Consider the following 18,079-nt stretch of genomic DNA (forward strand, 5'->3'; position numbering starts at 1 on the left):
ATAGGTATTTACCTATTCCTATTCTATATTGAGTAGTTGTTGTAACTTTTCAATTTGAAACCCTGCAACTACTTCGCCATCAATTACGACTGTTGGAGTTGAATAAGAATCATAGTCGTATAAAAGACGATTGCGAGCAGCAGCGTCTTTTTTTACGTCAAATTCTTCATATGCAACGTTATTATGCTTCAAAAATTCTTTCACAATAACACAGGGCGGACAATCGGGTTGTGTATAAACCTCAATTTTTTTCATTGTTATTCCTCCTTTTTTCTGTTTTTTATTATATTCTTCCAGTATAAAAACCGCAATAAAGAAGGGGAAATATGTTCTTTCTGTTTTTTCCTTCGCATTTCGACAAATTTTTAGTTGAGTTTCTGGCCAATAACCTTTATCCTAGAGTGTGGAACATTTTTTCTGTTATGACGGATAGAATGAGTATAGCTGTAAAACCTATTGGTAGGAAGATCAGAGAAAGGAGAGATTTCATGTCTCTACTCCAAGGAATTTTAACTCGACTTGTTAGTCTACAAGAACAAGCTGAAAGCGGTGAAGTAGCACAACGCTATTTTGAAGTGAACGGTGAGCGCAAATGTAGCGTGAAATTTTTCGATAAAAGTGAAATGTATGAGTTAGAAGTGTATCAACAAGGTGAAAAACCTCAAGTGTATCAATTCGATAATATCGACATGGTTGCAATTGAGATTTACGATATCATTTCTTGATACATATAAAAAAGGTACTGCCATGTGGCAGTACCTTTTTTAGTTCTATTACTTTCTAGTGGAATGTATAGAAGTTTTTTATTTTTCCTACAATGGTATTAAAATGAAATTTTAATCCGTGCAAGTTTGCTTATCCATGTGGAAAATGAGTCCCGTCAACCGGGTGAATATGTGAAGCTAAACTTCTCACAATCGCTGGGTTCTGCAAATAGCGGGAGAAATATAACTAGGAGGTTATCGTATGGAACGTTTACCAGTTGTGATTTGTCCTAATTGTCAAAGTTCTGCTGAGATTATTCATGTATTAACGGCTCAATCTAATCAAAATGTAATTTATACGTGCCAAGTTTGTCACTTTGTAATTCGAAATATTGAAACGAATAAAGGATAGGAAGTTATAATTTTAGTTTTTGTCCCATACAATGAGAATACGAAAAGTCTGTCTAATTGAAAGGACGTGACTCTGTGGACGGTGCACATAAATTTTACAATGTTTCAGAGAGACATTTAAATTTTGATATGGTCTTTAACCGTATTTGTAGTTTCATTGAAAAGGATCCGCGAAATTTATATCGATTATCCATTGGGACAGACTCACAAGCGCATCAAAAGGATACGAGGTTTATTACAGCAATCCATATTCATCGTGTTGGAAAAGGTGCCTGGGGCTGTTTACACCATAGATCAGTAAAAGATAAGCCGGCAACCTTACGTGAGAAAATATATTTAGAAACGCAGTTTAGTCAAGAAATCGCATGTCTATTTACGCCTACTCATATACAAACAATATGGGAGTTATTGCATCCTTATGCTCAAGATGGGGCTGGATTCATAATGGAAATTCATTTAGACATTGGGAATGATGGTTTAACAAAAGAATTTATTTTAGATATGACAGAAAAAATTCGAGCTATGGGATTAACTGCAAAAATTAAGCCAGATGCTTATGCGGCGTTTAGCTATGCAAATCGATATACGAAATGATTTTTTTGTATGTATACGATTGCTACATATCTTTTGATAAAAACTGAATATTACATCTATTAAATAGGTTGAATTTTTTATATAATAAGAGTAACGATGCGAGTGTAAGGAGAGGGGTATATGCAAAGGGAAGTTGTTTTAACGAAGGAAGAAGAAAGTTTACTACTAGATATTTTATTTCAGCAAAATTACGCAAGTGAAATTTTAGCTGTGGAACTTACAGATATTGAGAATGGTTTGAAACAGACAGATGTGATGCAATATAAAAAAATCACAAGGTTATTTTACAGATTAAAAAATAAAGGGTATTAAGCGCTACCGGAATGGTAGTCTTTTTTTTGTGCTATATGCTAAAATAGCTGTGTGATTGTATTTTTATTGAAATAAATTTAGGACAAAATAATAATATGAAAACGCTGTCATAAAATATGAATAGAGTTGTGAACATAAGCAGGAAAAAGGGAAAATGGGGGATGTAATATGATTAGTATTCCGAAAGACGAATTTCAACAAATTCTTGTGAAGGATTTAATGATTTCATCGGAAAAAGTAGCTCATGTCCAAATTGGAAATAGTTTAGAACATGCTTTACTCGTTCTTGTGAAATCTGGATATTCGGCGATACCTGTCTTAGATCCAATGTATAAACTACATGGTTTAATTAGTACTGCCATGATATTAGATGGTATGTTAGGATTAGAGCGTATTGAGTTTGAAAGACTCGATGATATGAAAGTAGAGCAGGTGATGAAGGAAGATATACCTGTTCTTAAATTAGACGATTCATTTGCAAAAGCTTTAGAAATGACAATTGATCATCCTTTTATTTGCGCTGTTAATGAAGAAGGCTATTTTGAGGGGATTTTAACACGTCGGGCTATTTTAAAATTGTTGAATAAGAAAGTAAGGCAACATAATCGATAACGTAAGAAAAGTGACTTCATAGAAACGAAGAAGTCACTTTTTTTTCGTGCATATCACTTGTGTATGTATTATATTTAAAAAGACATAAAACATAAGGAAAGTTTGCACTGGACAATTGTATTTTCTGAATGAAAGCATTCGGGTAAATTAAGGATGAAAAGCTTATTGAAATAAGGTGTATGGAAGCTAAGGAAAGAGGGAGAAAGTTGCAAATTGATGATTTTCAAATGATGGTTGTGTTAGCTCAGGAATCAAATATGAGAAAAGCGGCGGAACGTTTATTTGTTTCCCAACCTGCGCTGAGTCAACGATTACAATCTATGGAGAAACAATGGGGAATGAAGTTTTTTATTCGCTCACAAAAAGGATTGACAATTACACCTGAAGGGGAAAAAGTTGCAAATTATGCTAAAGAAATGTTGCAAAGGGAAGAAGATATAAAAAGTGAGCTAGCTGTTTTCAGAACGGAAACTCATGGAACGTTAAAAATAGCTGTTGCATCAGTTATTGGTCAATATTGGCTCCCTCCTGTTTTGAAAAAGTTTGTGCATAAATATCCTTCTGTCAAGATATCGCTGTTTACTGGATGGAGTAGTGAAGTGCAAAAGCAGTTTTATGAAGGAGACGTTCATGTTGCTATACTGAGGGGAACACAAGAATATAAAGGTCAGAAGCAACAATTATTTGAAGATGAACTGTATTTAGTTGATAAAGAAATAAAAGATATTTCGATGTTAAAAGAAACAAATAGGCCGTTCATTCAATTTAAAAGTGATTCGACTTATTATGGACAAATACAAAATTGGTGGTATGGTTTATTTTCTAATCCGCCTAAGCGAACGATTGTAGTTGACCAAATTGAAACATGTAAACAACTTGTTTTAAATGGTATAGGTTATGCCCTTTTACCTTCTACTGTTTTAAAGGAAGTACAGGAAAATATGTATAAAACACCTGTTCAACTGACGAGAGAAACATGGTTGTTAACAAGTGACTCGGCAAAGCAGTTGAAGCAAGTACAAGCATTTTTAGAAATTATAGAAGAAATTCAAAGGGAAAAATAAGATTATTATCTTGCTACTCGCTCTTTCGTTTGGTAGAGTAACATTATAAATGGATTTAGGAGGCAACAAGAATGAAAATGATGGACGCTAACGAAATTATTTCGTTTATTCAAAAAAGTGAAAAGAAAACTCCTGTAAAGGTATACATAAAAGGGGATTTAAAAGAAGTAACATTCCCTGAAACAGTACAAGCATTTGTGAATAAAAAGTCAGGTGTATTATTCGGAGAATGGTCTGAAATTAAGACAATTCTTGATGAGAATAATAATCACATCGTTGACTACGTTGTAGAAAACGATCGTCGTAATTCTGCAATCCCGATGCTTGATTTAAAAGGTATTAAAGCTCGCATCGAGCCAGGTGCTATTATTCGTGACCATGTTGAAATTGGTGACAACGCTGTAATTATGATGAATGCAACAATTAACATTGGTGCTGTAATTGGTGAAGGTTCTATGATCGACATGAACGCAGTACTTGGTGGACGTGCAACAGTCGGTAAAAACTGTCACGTAGGTGCGGGTGCTGTACTTGCAGGTGTTATTGAGCCACCTTCTGCAAAACCAGTTATCGTTGAAGATGATGTAGTAATCGGTGCAAACGTGGTTGTTTTAGAGGGTGTTACAGTAGGGAAAGGTGCAGTTGTAGCAGCAGGAGCTGTTGTAACAGAAGATGTGCCTCCATACACAGTTGTTGCAGGTACTCCAGCACGTGTAATTAAAGAAATTGATGAGAAGACAAAAGCAAAAACAGAAATTAAACAAGAGCTTCGTCAATTAAACCCAGAGAAATAAAAAGTAAAAAAAGCGTAAGAGCGTAAATGGGCTCTTACGCTTTTTATAGATAGAGGTGCAAAAATGACAGTAAGCAAATTTATCCAAATTCGTAGAGATCTACATAGAATTCCGGAAATTGGATTTAAGGAATGGAAAACACAACAGTATATTTTAAATTATATAGAAACACTTTCTCATGAATTTGTGGAAGTGAAGACATGGAAAACGGGTGTAATCGTTAAAGTAAATGGAAAAAATCCCGAAAAAATAATAGGTTATCGTGCAGATATAGACGGTTTACCAATTACAGAGGAAACTGGATACGAGTTTGCTTCTATTCATGAGGGAATGATGCATGCATGTGGCCATGATGTACATACAACAATCGGTTTAGGCCTTCTAACGAAAGCTGTGAGCGAAAGAATAGATGATGACCTTGTATTTCTATTCCAGCCAGCAGAAGAAGGACCAGGCGGTGCTCTTCCTATGTTAGAAAGTGAAGAGTTAAAAGAATGGAAACCAAATATAATTCTTGGTCTTCATATTGCACCAGAATACGCTGTGGGGACAATTGCAACGAAAGAAGGACTGTTATTTGCCAATACTTCAGAATTATATATTGATTTAAAAGGGAAAGGTGGCCATGCTGCCTATCCGCATACTGCAAATGACATGATTGTTGCAGCGAGTCACCTTGTTACACAGCTTCAATCCGTTATTAGTCGCAATGTCAATCCTCTTGATAGTGCAGTAATTACAATCGGGAAAATTACAGGTGGTACGGTTCAAAATATTATTGCAGAAAAATCTCGTTTAGAAGGAACGATTCGAACATTATCAGTGGAATCAATGAAGCGTGTGAAAAGCAGAATTGAGTCAATTGTTGCAGGTATCGAAGCTTCTTTCCAGTGTGAGGCGATTATAGATTACGGAGCAATGTATCATCAAGTATATAACCATGAAGAGTTAACGAGAGAGTTTATGGAATTTGTACATAAACAAACTGATATGAATGTTATTACATGCACTGAGGCAATGACGGGTGAAGATTTTGGTTATATGCTTCGAGAAATCCCTGGATTTATGTTTTGGCTTGGAGTAAATTCAGAATATGGTTTACATCATGCAAAATTAAAACCAGACGAAGAAGTGATTGAAAAGGCAATCACATTTTTAAGCCAATATGTAAAGTGGAAAGGGAATAGAAAATAAAACTTCCGCTCTCTTGAAGGTTCCAAAAAACTTTTTGTTCTGAGGTGTAAGTAACGCTCGTATAGATTGATTTTAGACATTTACATACAAATGGAAGAATTAAAGTTAATTGTACTGTTTTAATAATGAGCAGGGGGTTTAGCCACTGCTCATTATTAATTATTTGACTAACTTATATATGTTTACTTTTAGTATGAAAAGTGTGTAAAATCAATGTGAAACATAGAAAAAAGGGTGGGGAATTACGTGCAAATTAGCAGTGCGATTTTATGTTTCGTCTTATATGCGTATGTTATTATTGCGGCGGTTTATTTTGGGATAAGTTTTTATGCCTATCGTCTAGTAGATAATAATGAATATGATGAAACATACAAATGGGTGAAGAGATATTTATCACCTGTACTAGAAATTATGAATGGGTTTGTGCTCTTTTTATTTATTGGATTAATTGCTTTCTCAACGAGTTTAGTAGGGAATAAAACTACGTTATTTGTATTGGGTATCATTATTTTTATGTTGTTAGGAATAAGGATTGGTAATACGGTCTTTTGGAATGAAAGAAAAGTAGATGGTTGGACGGGAATGTTAATTCCGTGCATGTTAGCTGCAATCGTGACAAATATAGAGCATGAATATTATCAATTACATTTTTGGCTTATTATCGTTTTAACAATTCTTTCTGTTTTGTATATAAGCACAGTAGTACTAACATATATTGCACATGAAAAAGGAGATGTTAAAGGCACTCGTTTCTTTAGAGGACGGGCATTATTTTGGAGTGTGCCGACGATGGCAGTTATCGCGCTTATTGCGATATTAGTAAATGGATATCAATTTTCTAATTGGCAACTATTTTTAGAAAATTGGTGGATCTTTATCTTTTCGTTTATTGCTTTTTTAGGTGCAACGCATTATTTATTCCATCAACATCATTACATATGGGCGTTGTTATTTGCATTCACACAGCTTCTATTTGCCTTTTTTGGTCAAGAAACATTATTATTCGTTTTTGAAACATTTAGTTCTTTTGGAAATATATTTGTATTTGCTATGCTACTTGTTGGTATCGCTTTTTACTTGCAACAATATTTTTATATACAAAAACAAAAATAAGAGCTAATCATAGTTTTTGTGACGCATATAAAGTGTGTTACACTGAAAATAAATAGTACTTGAAGTTATTGGAGGAATTCTTGTGGGTGAGAAAGAAAAAGAATTTGCTGTCATTGGACTTGGTCGCTTTGGTGGAAGTATTTGCCGAGAACTAGCTCAATTAGGTATGGAAGTAATGGCAATCGATTCAGATGAGGATAAAATTAATGAATTTGCAAATATAGCTTCGCATGCTGTAATTGCAGATTCAACAGATGAGATGGTATTAAAAAGCCTTGGTATTCGAAATTTTGATCACGTAGTCGTTGCTATTGGAGATAATTTAAATTCAAGTATTTTAACGACTTTGATTTTGAAAGAGTTGGGTGTAAAAAATATTACTGTAAAAGCTCAAAATGATTATCATGAAAAAGTGTTAAGTAAAATAGGTGCAGATCATATTGTGCATCCAGAACGTGATATGGGAAAAAGGATTGCTAATAATATTGCATCAAGCAATGTGCTAGACTACCTTGAGCTTTCAGATGAGCATAGTATTGTAGAGATTATTGCGAATAAAAAAATTGATGGGCACTCTTTAATTGAATTAGATATTCGTGCGAAGTTTGGATTGAATATTGTAGCAATTAAACGAGGCAAAGAAGTTATCGTATCCCCTCGAGCTACGGAGAATATTCAAGCAGGAGATATATTAATTGTCATTGGTCATGACGATGAAGTGGATCGATTTAAACACTTTTTAAGATAAGAGAAAAGAAAAGGACAATGCCTTCATGGCATTGTCCTTTTTCTTATATTTCCATAATGATTGGTAAAATCATTGGACGACGTTTCGTTTTCTCATATAGGAATGGGGCTAATGTGTCTGTAATTTCATTTTTAATTTCAGACCATTGTGTTGTTTTACGCTCCATTACTTTTTCTAAATGAGTTGTAATTAATGTTTGTGCATCATTGATTAAATCGCTGCTTTCACGCATGTAAACGAAACCGCGTGAGATGATATCAGGTCCTGCTGCAACTTTAAATTCTTTCATATCAATGCTTACAACTACAATTACAAGTCCTTCTTCAGAAAGGATACGACGATCGCGTAATACGATATTGCCAATATCTCCAATACCGTTTCCATCAATGTAGACCGAACCAGATGGGATTTTTCCAGCTACGCTAGCTTCATCCGAACGTAAAGCAAGAACATCACCATTATCCATAATGAAGCAATTTTCTTCAGGGATGCCACAATCATTTGCTATGTTCATGTGCATACGCTGCATACGATATTCACCATGAATTGGCATGAAGTACTTCGGTTTAATTAGACGTAACATTAACTTTTGTTCTTCTTGTCCACCGTGTCCACTTGTATGGATATTTGAAAGTTTCCCGTGAATTACATCAGCGCCAGCGCGGTACAACATGTTAATTGTACGACTTACGCTAATTGTATTTCCTGGAATTGGTGAAGAAGAGAAAACAACTGTATCTCCAGGAATAATTTGAATTTGGCGGTGTGTACCATTTGCAATACGTGAAAGTGCTGCCATCGGTTCACCTTGACTACCTGTACATAAAATAACAACTTTATTAGCTGGTAAGCGGTTTAGTTGAGATGCATCTATGAATGTATCTTTCGGGCAACGAATATAACCAAGGTTTTGTCCAATTTCAATCGCTGCTTCCATACTTCGACCAAACACAGCTACTTTACGGTTGTTTTCAACAGCAGCTTCAACAACTTGTTGTAAGCGGTGGATATTTGATGCAAAGGTTGCGAATATAATCCGTCCTTCTACTTTACGGAAAATGTCTTGAATGCTATCACCAACGCGACGCTCAGACATAGTAAAGTTTGGAACTTCACTGTTCGTACTATCAGATAATAGACATAGTACGCCATCTTTACCGATTTCAGCCATTTTTGTTAAATCAGCTGGTTCACCAACTGGTGTGAAGTCAAATTTGAAGTCACCTGTATGAACAACTTGACCTTGAGGTGTTTTCACAACAACGCCGTACGAATCTGGAATACTGTGAGTTGTACGGAAGAAGGATACAGACGTTTTTTTGAATTTAATAACGTCATCTTCTTGAATCTCGTAAAGTTTTGCTTTACGAAGTAAGCCGTGTTCTTCTAATTTGTTTTTGATGAGTGCAATTGCTAATTTTCCGCCGTAAATTGGAATGTTCACTTGACGTAATAGGTAAGGGATTCCGCCGATATGATCTTCGTGACCATGTGTAATGAATAACCCTTTAATTTTATCTTCGTTTCGCACAAAATAAGTGTAGTCTGGTATTACATAATCGATTCCGAGAAGTTCGTCCTCTGGAAATTTAATTCCAGCATCAATTATAATAATTTCATCTTGAAATTGAACAGCGTATGTATTTTTACCGATTTCACCAAGCCCACCGAGAGCAAATACAGCAACTTGGTCGTTTTTTAGAAATTTCATATCGCTATACGATTTCCGCTAATGTTAAATCAGCGTTTTCTTTTTCATATTCAAGATGAGCGCCAGTAACAGACTGAACAAACTCGATATTATATGCGAACTTATTTAATTTTGTACGAACATCCTTTTCAGACGTAGCCTCTAAATATAAAACTTTTGTATTTTCACGTACTGGAACCTCAGTTAATTTTTCTTGATAAAATACTTTAAAAATCATTTGGAAAACCTCTCCTTGTCTATGTTTTGCATTATCTGTTACTTATTATAAAGCAAACAGTCACGATTTTCATGTTTTTTCGAATGAGAATGAAGAAAAAGCCCGAAATGGGCACAATTTAAGCGATTGTCTTTTTACGGACTAGACCGTTTAAATAACGCTTGAGCTTTTTCTTCAGCTTCTTCAGCATGATTACTCCTTCCTTTCCTTATTTTAAACATGCCTATTACTAGTGAAAACTCTATCTCTGATATAAGAGATAGGACAAAAGTGAAGGGTGAATCTTGTCCTTTCCCATACAGTGAAAGTTATTCTATAGTAAAGATTAGTAGCCGTTAGTTATAGGTATAGTATGAGGAAGAATGGAAAAGAAAATTCATCCGAACAAGTATCCACATGTTTTACTAATATATATATGCAAAGTTTATAAATAAGGTCAGAAAGGGAACGCTTTCTTCACAGATGTTTAATATGTTATACTTTTTTTTAGAATTTGAAAAGTGATATTCAAAATAGGAATATAGAGTGCCAGAAAGGATTTTGACAAATGAATGATAAAATTGTCTTTTTTGATATTGATGGAACATTATTAGATCATGATAAAAAAATTCCGCAATCTACACGAGATGCAGTAAAACAGTTACAAGAAAAAGGTGTACATGTAGCAATTGCGACAGGGCGCGCGCCATTTATGTTCGAAGATATTCGCAGGGAACTTGATATACATAATTATGTTAGTTTTAATGGGCAATATGTTGTCTTTGAAGATGAGGTAATATTTAATAATCCGTTACATCCAGATGCTTTACATAGGTTTACTCAGTTTGCAAAACAAGAAGGATATCCACTTGTATATCTTGACCATCAAGATATGAGAGCATCAGTGGAATATCATGATTATGTGAAAGAAGGCTTTGGAAGCTTAAACTTTGAGCATCCAGCATATGAGCCTAATTTTTATGAGGAACGTAATATTTATCAAACACTACTTTTTTGTGAAGTAAATGAAGAGGAAAAGTTTATTAATCATTATCCAGATTTTCATTTTATTCGTTGGCATGCATATTCAATGGATATCATTCCGAATGGTGGTTCTAAGGCAAAAGGAATTGAGAAATACATTGAAAAGTTAGGTTTTAATCGTGATCAAGTGTATGCATTTGGAGATGGCTTAAATGATTTAGAAATGATCGAAGCCGTTGGCACAGGTATTGTGATGGGAAATGGCCATGAAGACTTGAAAAAACTTGCAAATCATGTGACAAAGGATGTTAATGAAGACGGTATATATCATGGACTAAAGTGGGCTGGATTGCTATAAGTGAATATGGAACCCATTTCATAATAAAAAGGCGGAAGATTAACTTCCGCCTTTTTATTATTATCGCTCTAGAGGTTTGGAATCATCAGGAGCGGCAAAAGGATTTTCTTTATTGATATGGTCATAGAACATAACGCCATTTAAATGATCAATCTCGTGTTGGAATACGATTGCTGGTAAACCTTTTAAACGTAATTTTACTTCTTCTCCGTTAATAGAAGTTGCTTTTACTGTAATTCTTGTATAACGAGGAACATAACCAGGTACTTCGCGGTCTACAGATAGACAGCCTTCACCACCCTGTAAATATGTACGTTCAACAGAATGGCTAATGATTTTTGGATTGAATAATGCATGGCTATATAATGTACCATCCGCATCGGTTACATGAACTGCAATCATTTTTTTTGAAACACCGATTTGCGGAGCCGCTAATCCGATTCCAGGGCGTAAACTATATTTTTCAGCCATTTCAGGATCTTGGCTATTTATTACGAATTCAATCATTTCTTTTAAGGTAGTTGTATCTTCTTCGCTTGCCGGTAATGACACCTCTTCTGCAACGTTACGCAAAATAGGATCTCCTTCGCGAATAACATCTTTCATTGTAAGCATATGTAATCTCTCCTTTCCTCTTTAGTCTACCAAAGGAGATGGAAAAAGTCATCGGCAAGAAAGGGAAGGCATTTTGGAAATTGTTCTATTATAGAGTAGTTATGTATGTGATAAACAGAAAAAGACGGCAAAGCCGTCTTTTTCTTTCCATAGTTGTTTCGTTTTACATTAGCGAATGCAAGCAGCACCAACGATAATTAAAAGAATAAACAACACAACGATTAAGGCGAAGCCGCGTCCAGACCCGCCACAAGAACCGCCATAACCATAGGAAGGATATGAACAAGTTGGATAGCAATATGAGTATCCGTACATGAGATGACCTCCTTTATTATTTCCCGCTAATACTGCGGTTACTATAATGTATGGAAGAGAGGGTAGAAATGTATAGGTATTTACCTAAAAAAGGAAGAGTAGTTTGTATATTTTTGTTACGAAGAGAGAAAAACTAAAGAGAATTAAATCGTTTACATATTATTCTAAGAGAAAAAATAAGTGAAAAAGGGAATAATATAACAGTAGGTCAATGCTTACTAATACAGATGTAAAAAATAAAAACACGTTTGTGTAGTAGAAACCTGCATATTATTTATAAAAAAACGTATTCAAAGTAATTGACATCGTAATTAGAATAGTTGTAAACTAAAAAACGTGATCAAGATTGTATTAATATGTTTCTGAAAAAACATTAGTACAGATTGTTAGGTACACAAAATTATTCTCAACCGACATACAAACATGTTGGTTTACATCGTTGCGCTTTTTAAACTGGAAAATAGCCAGTGAAAGCGTTTCAGAATATGGTTCAAGAGAGGAAGAGGTGAACGGAATGGGTACTAAAACAAAAAAGACCCTATTTAATGTTGATGAGCAAATGAAAGCTATCGCAGCTCAATTTGAAACATTACAAATTTTAAATGAAAACGGTGAAGTTGTGAATGAAGCAGCTATGCCTGAATTATCTGATGATCAATTAAAAGAATTAATGCGTCGTATGGTGTATACTCGCGTATTAGATCAACGTTCTATTTCTTTAAACCGTCAAGGACGTTTAGGTTTCTACGCACCTACAGCTGGACAAGAAGCTTCTCAATTAGCAAGTCATTTCGCACTTGAAGCAGAAGACTTTATCTTACCAGGATACCGTGATGTACCACAATTAGTATGGCACGGATTACCATTATACCAAGCATTCCTATTCTCTCGTGGACACTTCATGGGTAACCAAATGCCTGAGAATGTAAATGCATTAGCTCCACAAATCATTATCGGTGCGCAAATCATCCAAACTGCTGGTGTTGCGTTAGGTATGAAACTACGTGGTAAAAAATCTGTTGCAATTACTTACACTGGTGACGGTGGTGCTTCACAAGGTGACTTCTACGAAGGTATGAACTTTGCAGGTGCATTCAAAGCTCCAGCAATCTTCGTTGTTCAAAACAACCGTTATGCAATCTCTACTCCAGTAGAAAAGCAATCTGCAGCTAAAACTGTAGCACAAAAAGCAGTAGCAGCAGGTATTTACGGAATTCAAGTAGACGGTATGGATCCATTAGCTGTATACGCAGCAACTGCTTTTGCTCGTGAGCGCGCAGTAAATGGCGAAGGCCCTACTTTAATCGAGACTTTAACATTCCGTTACGGTCCACATACAATGGCTGGTGATGACCCAACTCGTTACCGTACAAAAGATATCGAAAACGAATGGGAACAAAAAGACCCAATCGTACGCTTCCGTAAGTTCTTAGAAGCTAAAGGCCTATGGTCTCAAGAAGTTGAAGAGACAGTAATCGAAGAAGCAAAAGAAGATATCAAACAAGCAATTGCTAAGGCTGACCAAGCTCCAAAACAAAAAGTAACTGATTTAATGGAAATCATGTACGAAAAAATGCCTTACAACTTAGCTGAACAATATGAAATCTACAAAGAAAAGGAGTCGAAGTAAGCCATGGCTCAAATGACAATGATTCAAGCAATCACTGATGCTTTACGCGTTGAAATGAAAAATGACCCTAACGTACTTGTATTTGGTGAAGACGTTGGTGTAAACGGCGGTGTATTCCGTGCTACTGAAGGTTTACAAGCTGAATTTGGTGAAGATCGTGTAATGGATACTCCACTTGCAGAGTCTGGTATTGGTGGACTTGCAGTTGGTCTTGCACTTGAAGGATTCCGTCCAGTTCCAGAAATCCAATTCTTCGGTTTCGTTTATGAAGTAATGGATTCAATTTCTGGTCAATTAGCTCGTATGCGTTACCGTTCTGGTGGACGTTGGACTGCTCCAGTAACAGTTCGTTCTCCATTCGGTGGTGGTGTTCATACTCCTGAACTACATGCTGATAGCTTAGAAGGATTAGTGGCTCAACAACCGGGTCTAAAAGTTGTTATTCCATCTACTCCATACGATGCTAAAGGTCTTTTAATCTCTGCGATTCGTGACAACGATCCAGTTATCTACTTAGAGCATATGAAATTGTACCGTTCATTCCGTCAAGAGGTACCAGAAGGTGATTACACAATTGATTTAGGTAAAGCTGATATCAAACGTGAAGGTACAGATGTATCTGTTATCGCTTACGGTGCTATGGTTCACGCTGCATTAAAAGCTGCTGAAGAACTTGAAAAAGAAGGTATCTCTTTAGAGGTTGTTGACTTACGTACAGTTCAACCATTAGATATCGAAACAATCATCGCTTCTGTTGAAAAAACAGGTCGCGTAGTTGTAGTTCAAGAAGCTCAAAAACAAGCTGGTATTGCAGCTAACGTTGTAGCGGAAATTAACGACCGTGCAATCTTAAACTTAGAAGCTCCAGTTGTACGTGTTGCAGCTGCTGATACAGTATTCCCATTCTCTCAAGCAGAGAGCGTATGGTTACCAAACCACAAAGATATTGTTGAAGCTGTAAACAAAGTAATGAACTTCTAATTTTTAGCTTTTCATGTGCAAAAGAAATCAGCACATGCTGGTTTCTTTTGTACATATTCCATAATAATGAAATGAATCAGGGGGCTGAATTCCGTGGCATTTGAATTTAAACTACCAGATATCGGTGAAGGTATCCACGAAGGTGAAATCGTAAAATGGTTTATTAAACCAGGCGATGAAGTAAACGAAGACGATGTACTTCTTGAAGTACAAAATGATAAAGCAGTAGTAGAAATCCCTTCTCCTGTTAAAGGTAAAGTACTTGAAGTACTTGTAGAAGAAGGAACAGTTGCAATCGTAGGAGATACATTAATTAAATTTGATGCTCCTGGATACGAAAACCTTAAATTTAAAGGTGACGATCATGATGAAGCTCCAAAAGCTGAAGAAGCAGCAGTAGAAGCTCCAGCAGCGGAAGCTACTCCAGCAGCAACTGCAGAAGTAGTAAATGAGCGCGTAATTGCTATGCCATCTGTTCGTAAATACGCTCGTGAAAAAGGTGTAGACATTCATAAAGTAGCTGGTACTGGTAAGAATGGCCGTATCGTAAAAGCTGACATCGATGCATTTGCAAATGGTGGACAAACTGTAGCAGCAACTGAGGCTCCAGCAGCAGTAGAAGCTACTCCAGCAGCAGCGAAAGAAGAAGCACCAAAAGCACAACCAATCCCAGCTGGTGAATATCCAGAAACTCGTGAGAAAATGAGTGGTATCCGTAAAGCGATTGCGAAAGCAATGGTTAACTCTAAACACACAGCTCCTCACGTAACATTAATGGACGAAGTAGATGTAACAGAACTTGTTGCTCACCGTAAGAAGTTCAAAGCAGTAGCAGCTGACAAAGGTATTAAATTAACTTACCTTCCGTACGTTGTTAAAGCTTTAACATCTGCATTACGTGAATACCCAATGTTAAACACTTCTTTAGACGATGCATCTCAAGAAGTAGTTCATAAACATTACTTCAACATCGGTATCGCAGCTGATACAGACAAAGGTCTATTAGTACCAGTTGTTAAAGATACAGATCGTAAGTCTATCTTCACAATCTCTAACGAGATCAATGATCTTGCTGGTAAAGCACGTGAAGGTCGTCTAGCTCCAGCTGAAATGAAAGGTGCTTCTTGCACAATTACAAACATTGGTTCTGCAGGTGGACAATGGTTCACTCCAGTTATCAACCACCCAGAAGTAGCAATCCTTGGTATCGGCCGTATCGCTGAAAAACCAGTTGTGAAAAACGGTGAGATCGTTGCAGCTCCAGTATTAGCATTATCTCTAAGCTTTGACCATCGTTTAATTGACGGTGCAACTGCTCAAAAAGCGTTAAACCAAATTAAACGTCTATTGAATGACCCACAATTATTAGTAATGGAGGCGTAATAACAATGGTAGTAGGAGATTTCCCAATTGAATTAGATACAGTCGTTGTTGGTGCAGGTCCTGGTGGATACGTTGCGGCAATTCGTGCAGCACAATTAGGTCAAAAGGTAGCAATCATTGAAAAAGCTAACCTTGGTGGCGTATGCTTAAACGTTGGATGTATTCCTTCAAAAGCGTTAATCAATGCAGGTCATCGTTATGAGAATGCAATGCATTCTGATGACATGGGTATTACTGCAGAAAACGTAAAAGTTGACTTTACAAAAGTTCAAGAATGGAAAAACGGCGTAGTTAAGAAATTAACTGGCGGTGTTGAAGGCCTTCTTAAAGGTAACAAAGTTGAAATCATTCGCGGTGAAGCTTACTTCGTAGATGCTAATACATTACGCGTTATGACTGAAGATGCAGCTCAAACTTATACGTTTAAAAATGCTGTTCTTGCAACTGGTTCTACACCAATCGAAATTCCAGGATTCAAATACTCTAAACGTGTTATCAACTCTACAGGTGCTTTAAGCTTACCTGAAATTCCTAAAAAACTTGTTGTAATCGGCGGCGGTTACATCGGTATGGAATTAGGTACTGCATATGCTAACTTCGGTACAGAAGTTACTGTAGTAGAAGCTGGCGACGAAATCTTAGCTGGTTTCGAAAAAGCTATGAGCTCTGTTGTTAAACGTGCTCTACAGAAAAAAGGTAACGTAAATATCCATACAAAAGCTATGGCTAAAGGCGTTGAAGAAACAGAAACTGGCGTAAAAGTTAGCTTTGAAGTTAAAGGTGAAATCCAAACTGTAGAAGCAGATTACGTATTAGTAACTGTAGGTCGTCGTCCAAACACTCAAGAAATCGGTCTTGAGCAAGTTGGAGTTAAAATGACTGACCGCGGCATCATCGAAATCGATGAGCAATGTCGTACAAATGTACCAAACATCTATGCAATCGGTGATATCGTTCCTGGACCACCATTAGCTCACAAAGCTTCTTACGAAGGTAAAGTAGCTGTAGAAGCAATTAGTGGCCATGCATCAGCTATCGATTACATCGGAATTCCTGCAGTATGCTTCACTGATCCAGAACTAGCATCTGTTGGTTACACTAAAAAACAAGCTGAAGAAGCTGGAATGACTGTAACTGTATCTAAGTTCCCATTCGCTGCTAACGGTCGTGCATTATCATTAAACAGCACTGACGGTTTCCTACAACTTGTAACACGTAAAGAAGATGGTCTTCTTGTAGGTGCTCAAGTTGCAGGTGCAGGTGCTTCTGATATTATTTCTGAGATTGGTTTAGCTATCGAAGCTGGAATGACAGCTGAAGATATCGCTCAAACAATCCATGCTCACCCAACATTAGGTGAAATCACAATGGAAGCAGCTGAAGTTGCTCTTGGAATGCCAATTCACATTGTAAAATAATTTAAGTAATGTAAATAGCCCTTCTCTTATTGTAAGAGAGGGGCTATTTTTATTTTCATCAAATGACTTGCAAGGTCTTTAAACGTACTTGTCGAATGAATATATAATACTTTAACAAATGATTCAGGCTTAACTTACTTCAAAGGTAATATATATCATCCTATAATATGTAATTGATTCAAACTTAACCCCATATATTAATAAAATAGAGCATGTCAAAGGAGAAGGTTCCATGAAAATATTACATGTTATATTTTATCATTTACTACTATGGAGTGGCTTTTCCACTGTATTAACATTATCGAATGGTGATAAGTTTCATTATAAAGTTATTCTTTTTTTCGTATTTCTATATTTAGCCTATGTAATAGCATATTTTGTATTGCACGTAAGAAAGCAAGCTTTATTTCTTACATGTTCGAATTGTATATTATTTTTAAGCATATTATCTATTTTTTAAATTAGCGTTTATAAAAATACATTGTTCTTCCATTAAATAATTGTAACTCTCCTTCTAATTTCTTCGCTAAAAAACGGCAAAATTCATTTGCTTTCCCTTTGTCACCAAATGTTGCATTAGGTGGTAAAGAAACTTGGATGAAAGATTGTTCATTTTCTATACCAACACCAATATAAATTGAGTCATACCGGTCGTGAGTGGATTGAAGTTTTAATGTTGTTGTAGATGTATCTAAAATTTCATAAGGAAAAGCGGTATTTGTATACGTGTAATTAATTTGGGCACCAGTTTTAGAAGTAACTGTTTTATAATAATGAAAAAGTTGTTTTATATCATCTATTGAAACTGATTGTTGGTTGGATTTCGGTACAAGCGTAATAAAGGCGTGTTGCATATAAGTTCCCCCTAGCTTAGTAGAATACTATCATTCTACATCCTACTGAATTTTTTGACAATTAAAAGGAGTATTACATGTTTTGTTT

At 35.9% G+C, this 18,079-nt stretch carries 22 protein-coding genes; 16 read left to right on the top strand and 6 right to left on the bottom strand.

Annotated elements, in window-relative coordinates:
* Positions 1-18: 18 nt before the first annotated feature.
* Positions 19-255, bottom strand: coding sequence for a glutaredoxin family protein (locus ACTFR8_RS12765; protein WP_000717875.1), 237 nt, complete (start codon positions 253-255; stop codon positions 19-21).
* A 233-nt stretch (positions 256-488) separates the two neighbouring features.
* On the opposite strand from ACTFR8_RS12765, the gene ACTFR8_RS12770 reads away from it, so the two are divergent.
* The 10 genes from ACTFR8_RS12770 (at position 489) to ACTFR8_RS12815 (ending at position 7,546) form a co-directional block, all read left to right on the top strand.
* Positions 489-725: a YkuJ family protein gene (locus ACTFR8_RS12770; protein ID WP_000055151.1), complete on the top strand. Its 237-nt coding sequence runs from the start codon at positions 489-491 to the stop codon at positions 723-725.
* 241 nt (positions 726-966) lie between these two features.
* Positions 967-1,116, top strand: coding sequence for a hypothetical protein (locus ACTFR8_RS12775; RefSeq protein ID WP_000440540.1), 150 nt, complete (start codon positions 967-969; stop codon positions 1,114-1,116).
* A 74-nt stretch (positions 1,117-1,190) separates the two neighbouring features.
* A complete protein-coding gene (locus tag ACTFR8_RS12780; protein ID WP_000348489.1) occupies positions 1,191-1,709 on the top strand; it encodes a ribonuclease H-like YkuK family protein in 519 nt (172 codons plus the stop codon).
* 120 nt (positions 1,710-1,829) lie between these two features.
* Entirely contained in the window at positions 1,830-2,021 is a 192-nt protein-coding gene (gene abbA / locus ACTFR8_RS12785) for an antirepressor AbbA (protein WP_001188692.1), read from the top strand.
* Positions 2,022-2,189: 168 nt separating this feature from the next.
* Entirely contained in the window at positions 2,190-2,633 is a 444-nt protein-coding gene (gene cbpB, locus ACTFR8_RS12790) for a cyclic-di-AMP-binding protein CbpB (RefSeq protein ID WP_000623579.1), read from the top strand.
* 179 nt (positions 2,634-2,812) lie between these two features.
* Positions 2,813-3,697, top strand: coding sequence for a LysR family transcriptional regulator (locus ACTFR8_RS12795; RefSeq protein WP_100619297.1), 885 nt, complete (start codon positions 2,813-2,815; stop codon positions 3,695-3,697).
* A 71-nt stretch (positions 3,698-3,768) separates the two neighbouring features.
* Positions 3,769-4,491 (top strand): 2,3,4,5-tetrahydropyridine-2,6-dicarboxylate N-acetyltransferase, encoded by a 723-nt coding sequence (dapD, locus tag ACTFR8_RS12800; protein ID WP_098910972.1) that lies wholly within the window; start codon positions 3,769-3,771, stop codon positions 4,489-4,491.
* 63 nt (positions 4,492-4,554) lie between these two features.
* The gene (locus tag ACTFR8_RS12805) at positions 4,555-5,685 is read left to right on the top strand and encodes an N-acetyldiaminopimelate deacetylase (protein WP_100619298.1); all 1,131 of its coding nucleotides are present in this window, start codon (positions 4,555-4,557) and stop codon (positions 5,683-5,685) included.
* A gap of 246 nt (positions 5,686-5,931) precedes the next feature.
* Positions 5,932-6,798, top strand: a complete 867-nt coding sequence (locus ACTFR8_RS12810; protein ID WP_001167321.1) for a cytochrome c oxidase assembly protein — start codon at positions 5,932-5,934, stop codon at positions 6,796-6,798.
* Positions 6,799-6,880: 82 nt separating this feature from the next.
* Positions 6,881-7,546 (top strand): potassium channel family protein, encoded by a 666-nt coding sequence (locus ACTFR8_RS12815; protein WP_000504032.1) that lies wholly within the window; start codon positions 6,881-6,883, stop codon positions 7,544-7,546.
* A 43-nt stretch (positions 7,547-7,589) separates the two neighbouring features.
* Here the strand turns inward: ACTFR8_RS12815 and rnjA are convergent, their stop codons facing one another.
* Both rnjA and ACTFR8_RS12825 read right to left on the bottom strand, forming a co-directional pair.
* Positions 7,590-9,257 (bottom strand): ribonuclease J1, encoded by a 1,668-nt coding sequence (rnjA, locus tag ACTFR8_RS12820; protein WP_000670377.1) that lies wholly within the window; start codon positions 9,255-9,257, stop codon positions 7,590-7,592.
* A gap of 4 nt (positions 9,258-9,261) precedes the next feature.
* Positions 9,262-9,474 carry a DNA-dependent RNA polymerase subunit epsilon gene (locus ACTFR8_RS12825; RefSeq protein WP_000576435.1) on the bottom strand — a complete coding sequence of 71 codons (213 nt, stop codon included), beginning with the start codon at positions 9,472-9,474 and terminating at the stop codon, positions 9,262-9,264.
* Between the two features lie 547 nt (positions 9,475-10,021).
* On the opposite strand from ACTFR8_RS12825, the gene ACTFR8_RS12830 reads away from it, so the two are divergent.
* Positions 10,022-10,795 (top strand): Cof-type HAD-IIB family hydrolase, encoded by a 774-nt coding sequence (locus ACTFR8_RS12830; RefSeq protein ID WP_000998278.1) that lies wholly within the window; start codon positions 10,022-10,024, stop codon positions 10,793-10,795.
* A gap of 60 nt (positions 10,796-10,855) precedes the next feature.
* Here ACTFR8_RS12830 and def read toward each other — a convergent pair whose 3' ends face one another.
* On the bottom strand, positions 10,856-11,410 hold the full coding sequence (gene def, locus ACTFR8_RS12835) for a peptide deformylase (RefSeq protein WP_000957048.1): 555 nt from the start codon (positions 11,408-11,410) through the stop codon (positions 10,856-10,858).
* A 168-nt stretch (positions 11,411-11,578) separates the two neighbouring features.
* Positions 11,579-11,725, bottom strand: coding sequence for a YjcZ family sporulation protein (locus tag ACTFR8_RS12840; RefSeq protein ID WP_000274562.1), 147 nt, complete (start codon positions 11,723-11,725; stop codon positions 11,579-11,581).
* Positions 11,726-12,239: 514 nt separating this feature from the next.
* Here ACTFR8_RS12840 and pdhA point away from each other — a divergent pair.
* From pdhA to ACTFR8_RS12865, 5 genes are all read left to right on the top strand, one after another.
* Positions 12,240-13,355, top strand: a complete 1,116-nt coding sequence (gene pdhA, locus ACTFR8_RS12845) for a pyruvate dehydrogenase E1 component subunit alpha (protein ID WP_000536895.1) — start codon at positions 12,240-12,242, stop codon at positions 13,353-13,355.
* 3 nt (positions 13,356-13,358) lie between these two features.
* On the top strand, positions 13,359-14,336 hold the full coding sequence (pdhB, locus tag ACTFR8_RS12850; protein ID WP_000068168.1) for a pyruvate dehydrogenase complex E1 component subunit beta: 978 nt from the start codon (positions 13,359-13,361) through the stop codon (positions 14,334-14,336).
* A 93-nt stretch (positions 14,337-14,429) separates the two neighbouring features.
* On the top strand, positions 14,430-15,719 hold the full coding sequence (gene pdhC, locus ACTFR8_RS12855; protein ID WP_000863419.1) for a pyruvate dehydrogenase complex dihydrolipoyllysine-residue acetyltransferase: 1,290 nt from the start codon (positions 14,430-14,432) through the stop codon (positions 15,717-15,719).
* A gap of 5 nt (positions 15,720-15,724) precedes the next feature.
* A complete protein-coding gene (gene lpdA, locus ACTFR8_RS12860; RefSeq protein WP_000260104.1) occupies positions 15,725-17,137 on the top strand; it encodes a dihydrolipoyl dehydrogenase in 1,413 nt (470 codons plus the stop codon).
* A gap of 232 nt (positions 17,138-17,369) precedes the next feature.
* Positions 17,370-17,597, top strand: coding sequence for a hypothetical protein (locus tag ACTFR8_RS12865; protein WP_100619300.1), 228 nt, complete (start codon positions 17,370-17,372; stop codon positions 17,595-17,597).
* 1 nt (position 17,598) lies between these two features.
* Here the strand turns inward: ACTFR8_RS12865 and ACTFR8_RS12870 are convergent, their stop codons facing one another.
* Entirely contained in the window at positions 17,599-17,991 is a 393-nt protein-coding gene (locus tag ACTFR8_RS12870) for a DUF1885 family protein (protein WP_001163302.1), read from the bottom strand.
* Positions 17,992-18,079: the final 88 nt, after the last annotated feature.

The sequence above is a fragment of the Bacillus cereus group sp. MYBK15-3 genome (assembly GCF_051916765.1).
Lineage (GTDB): Bacteria > Bacillota > Bacilli > Bacillales > Bacillaceae_G > Bacillus_A > Bacillus_A cereus.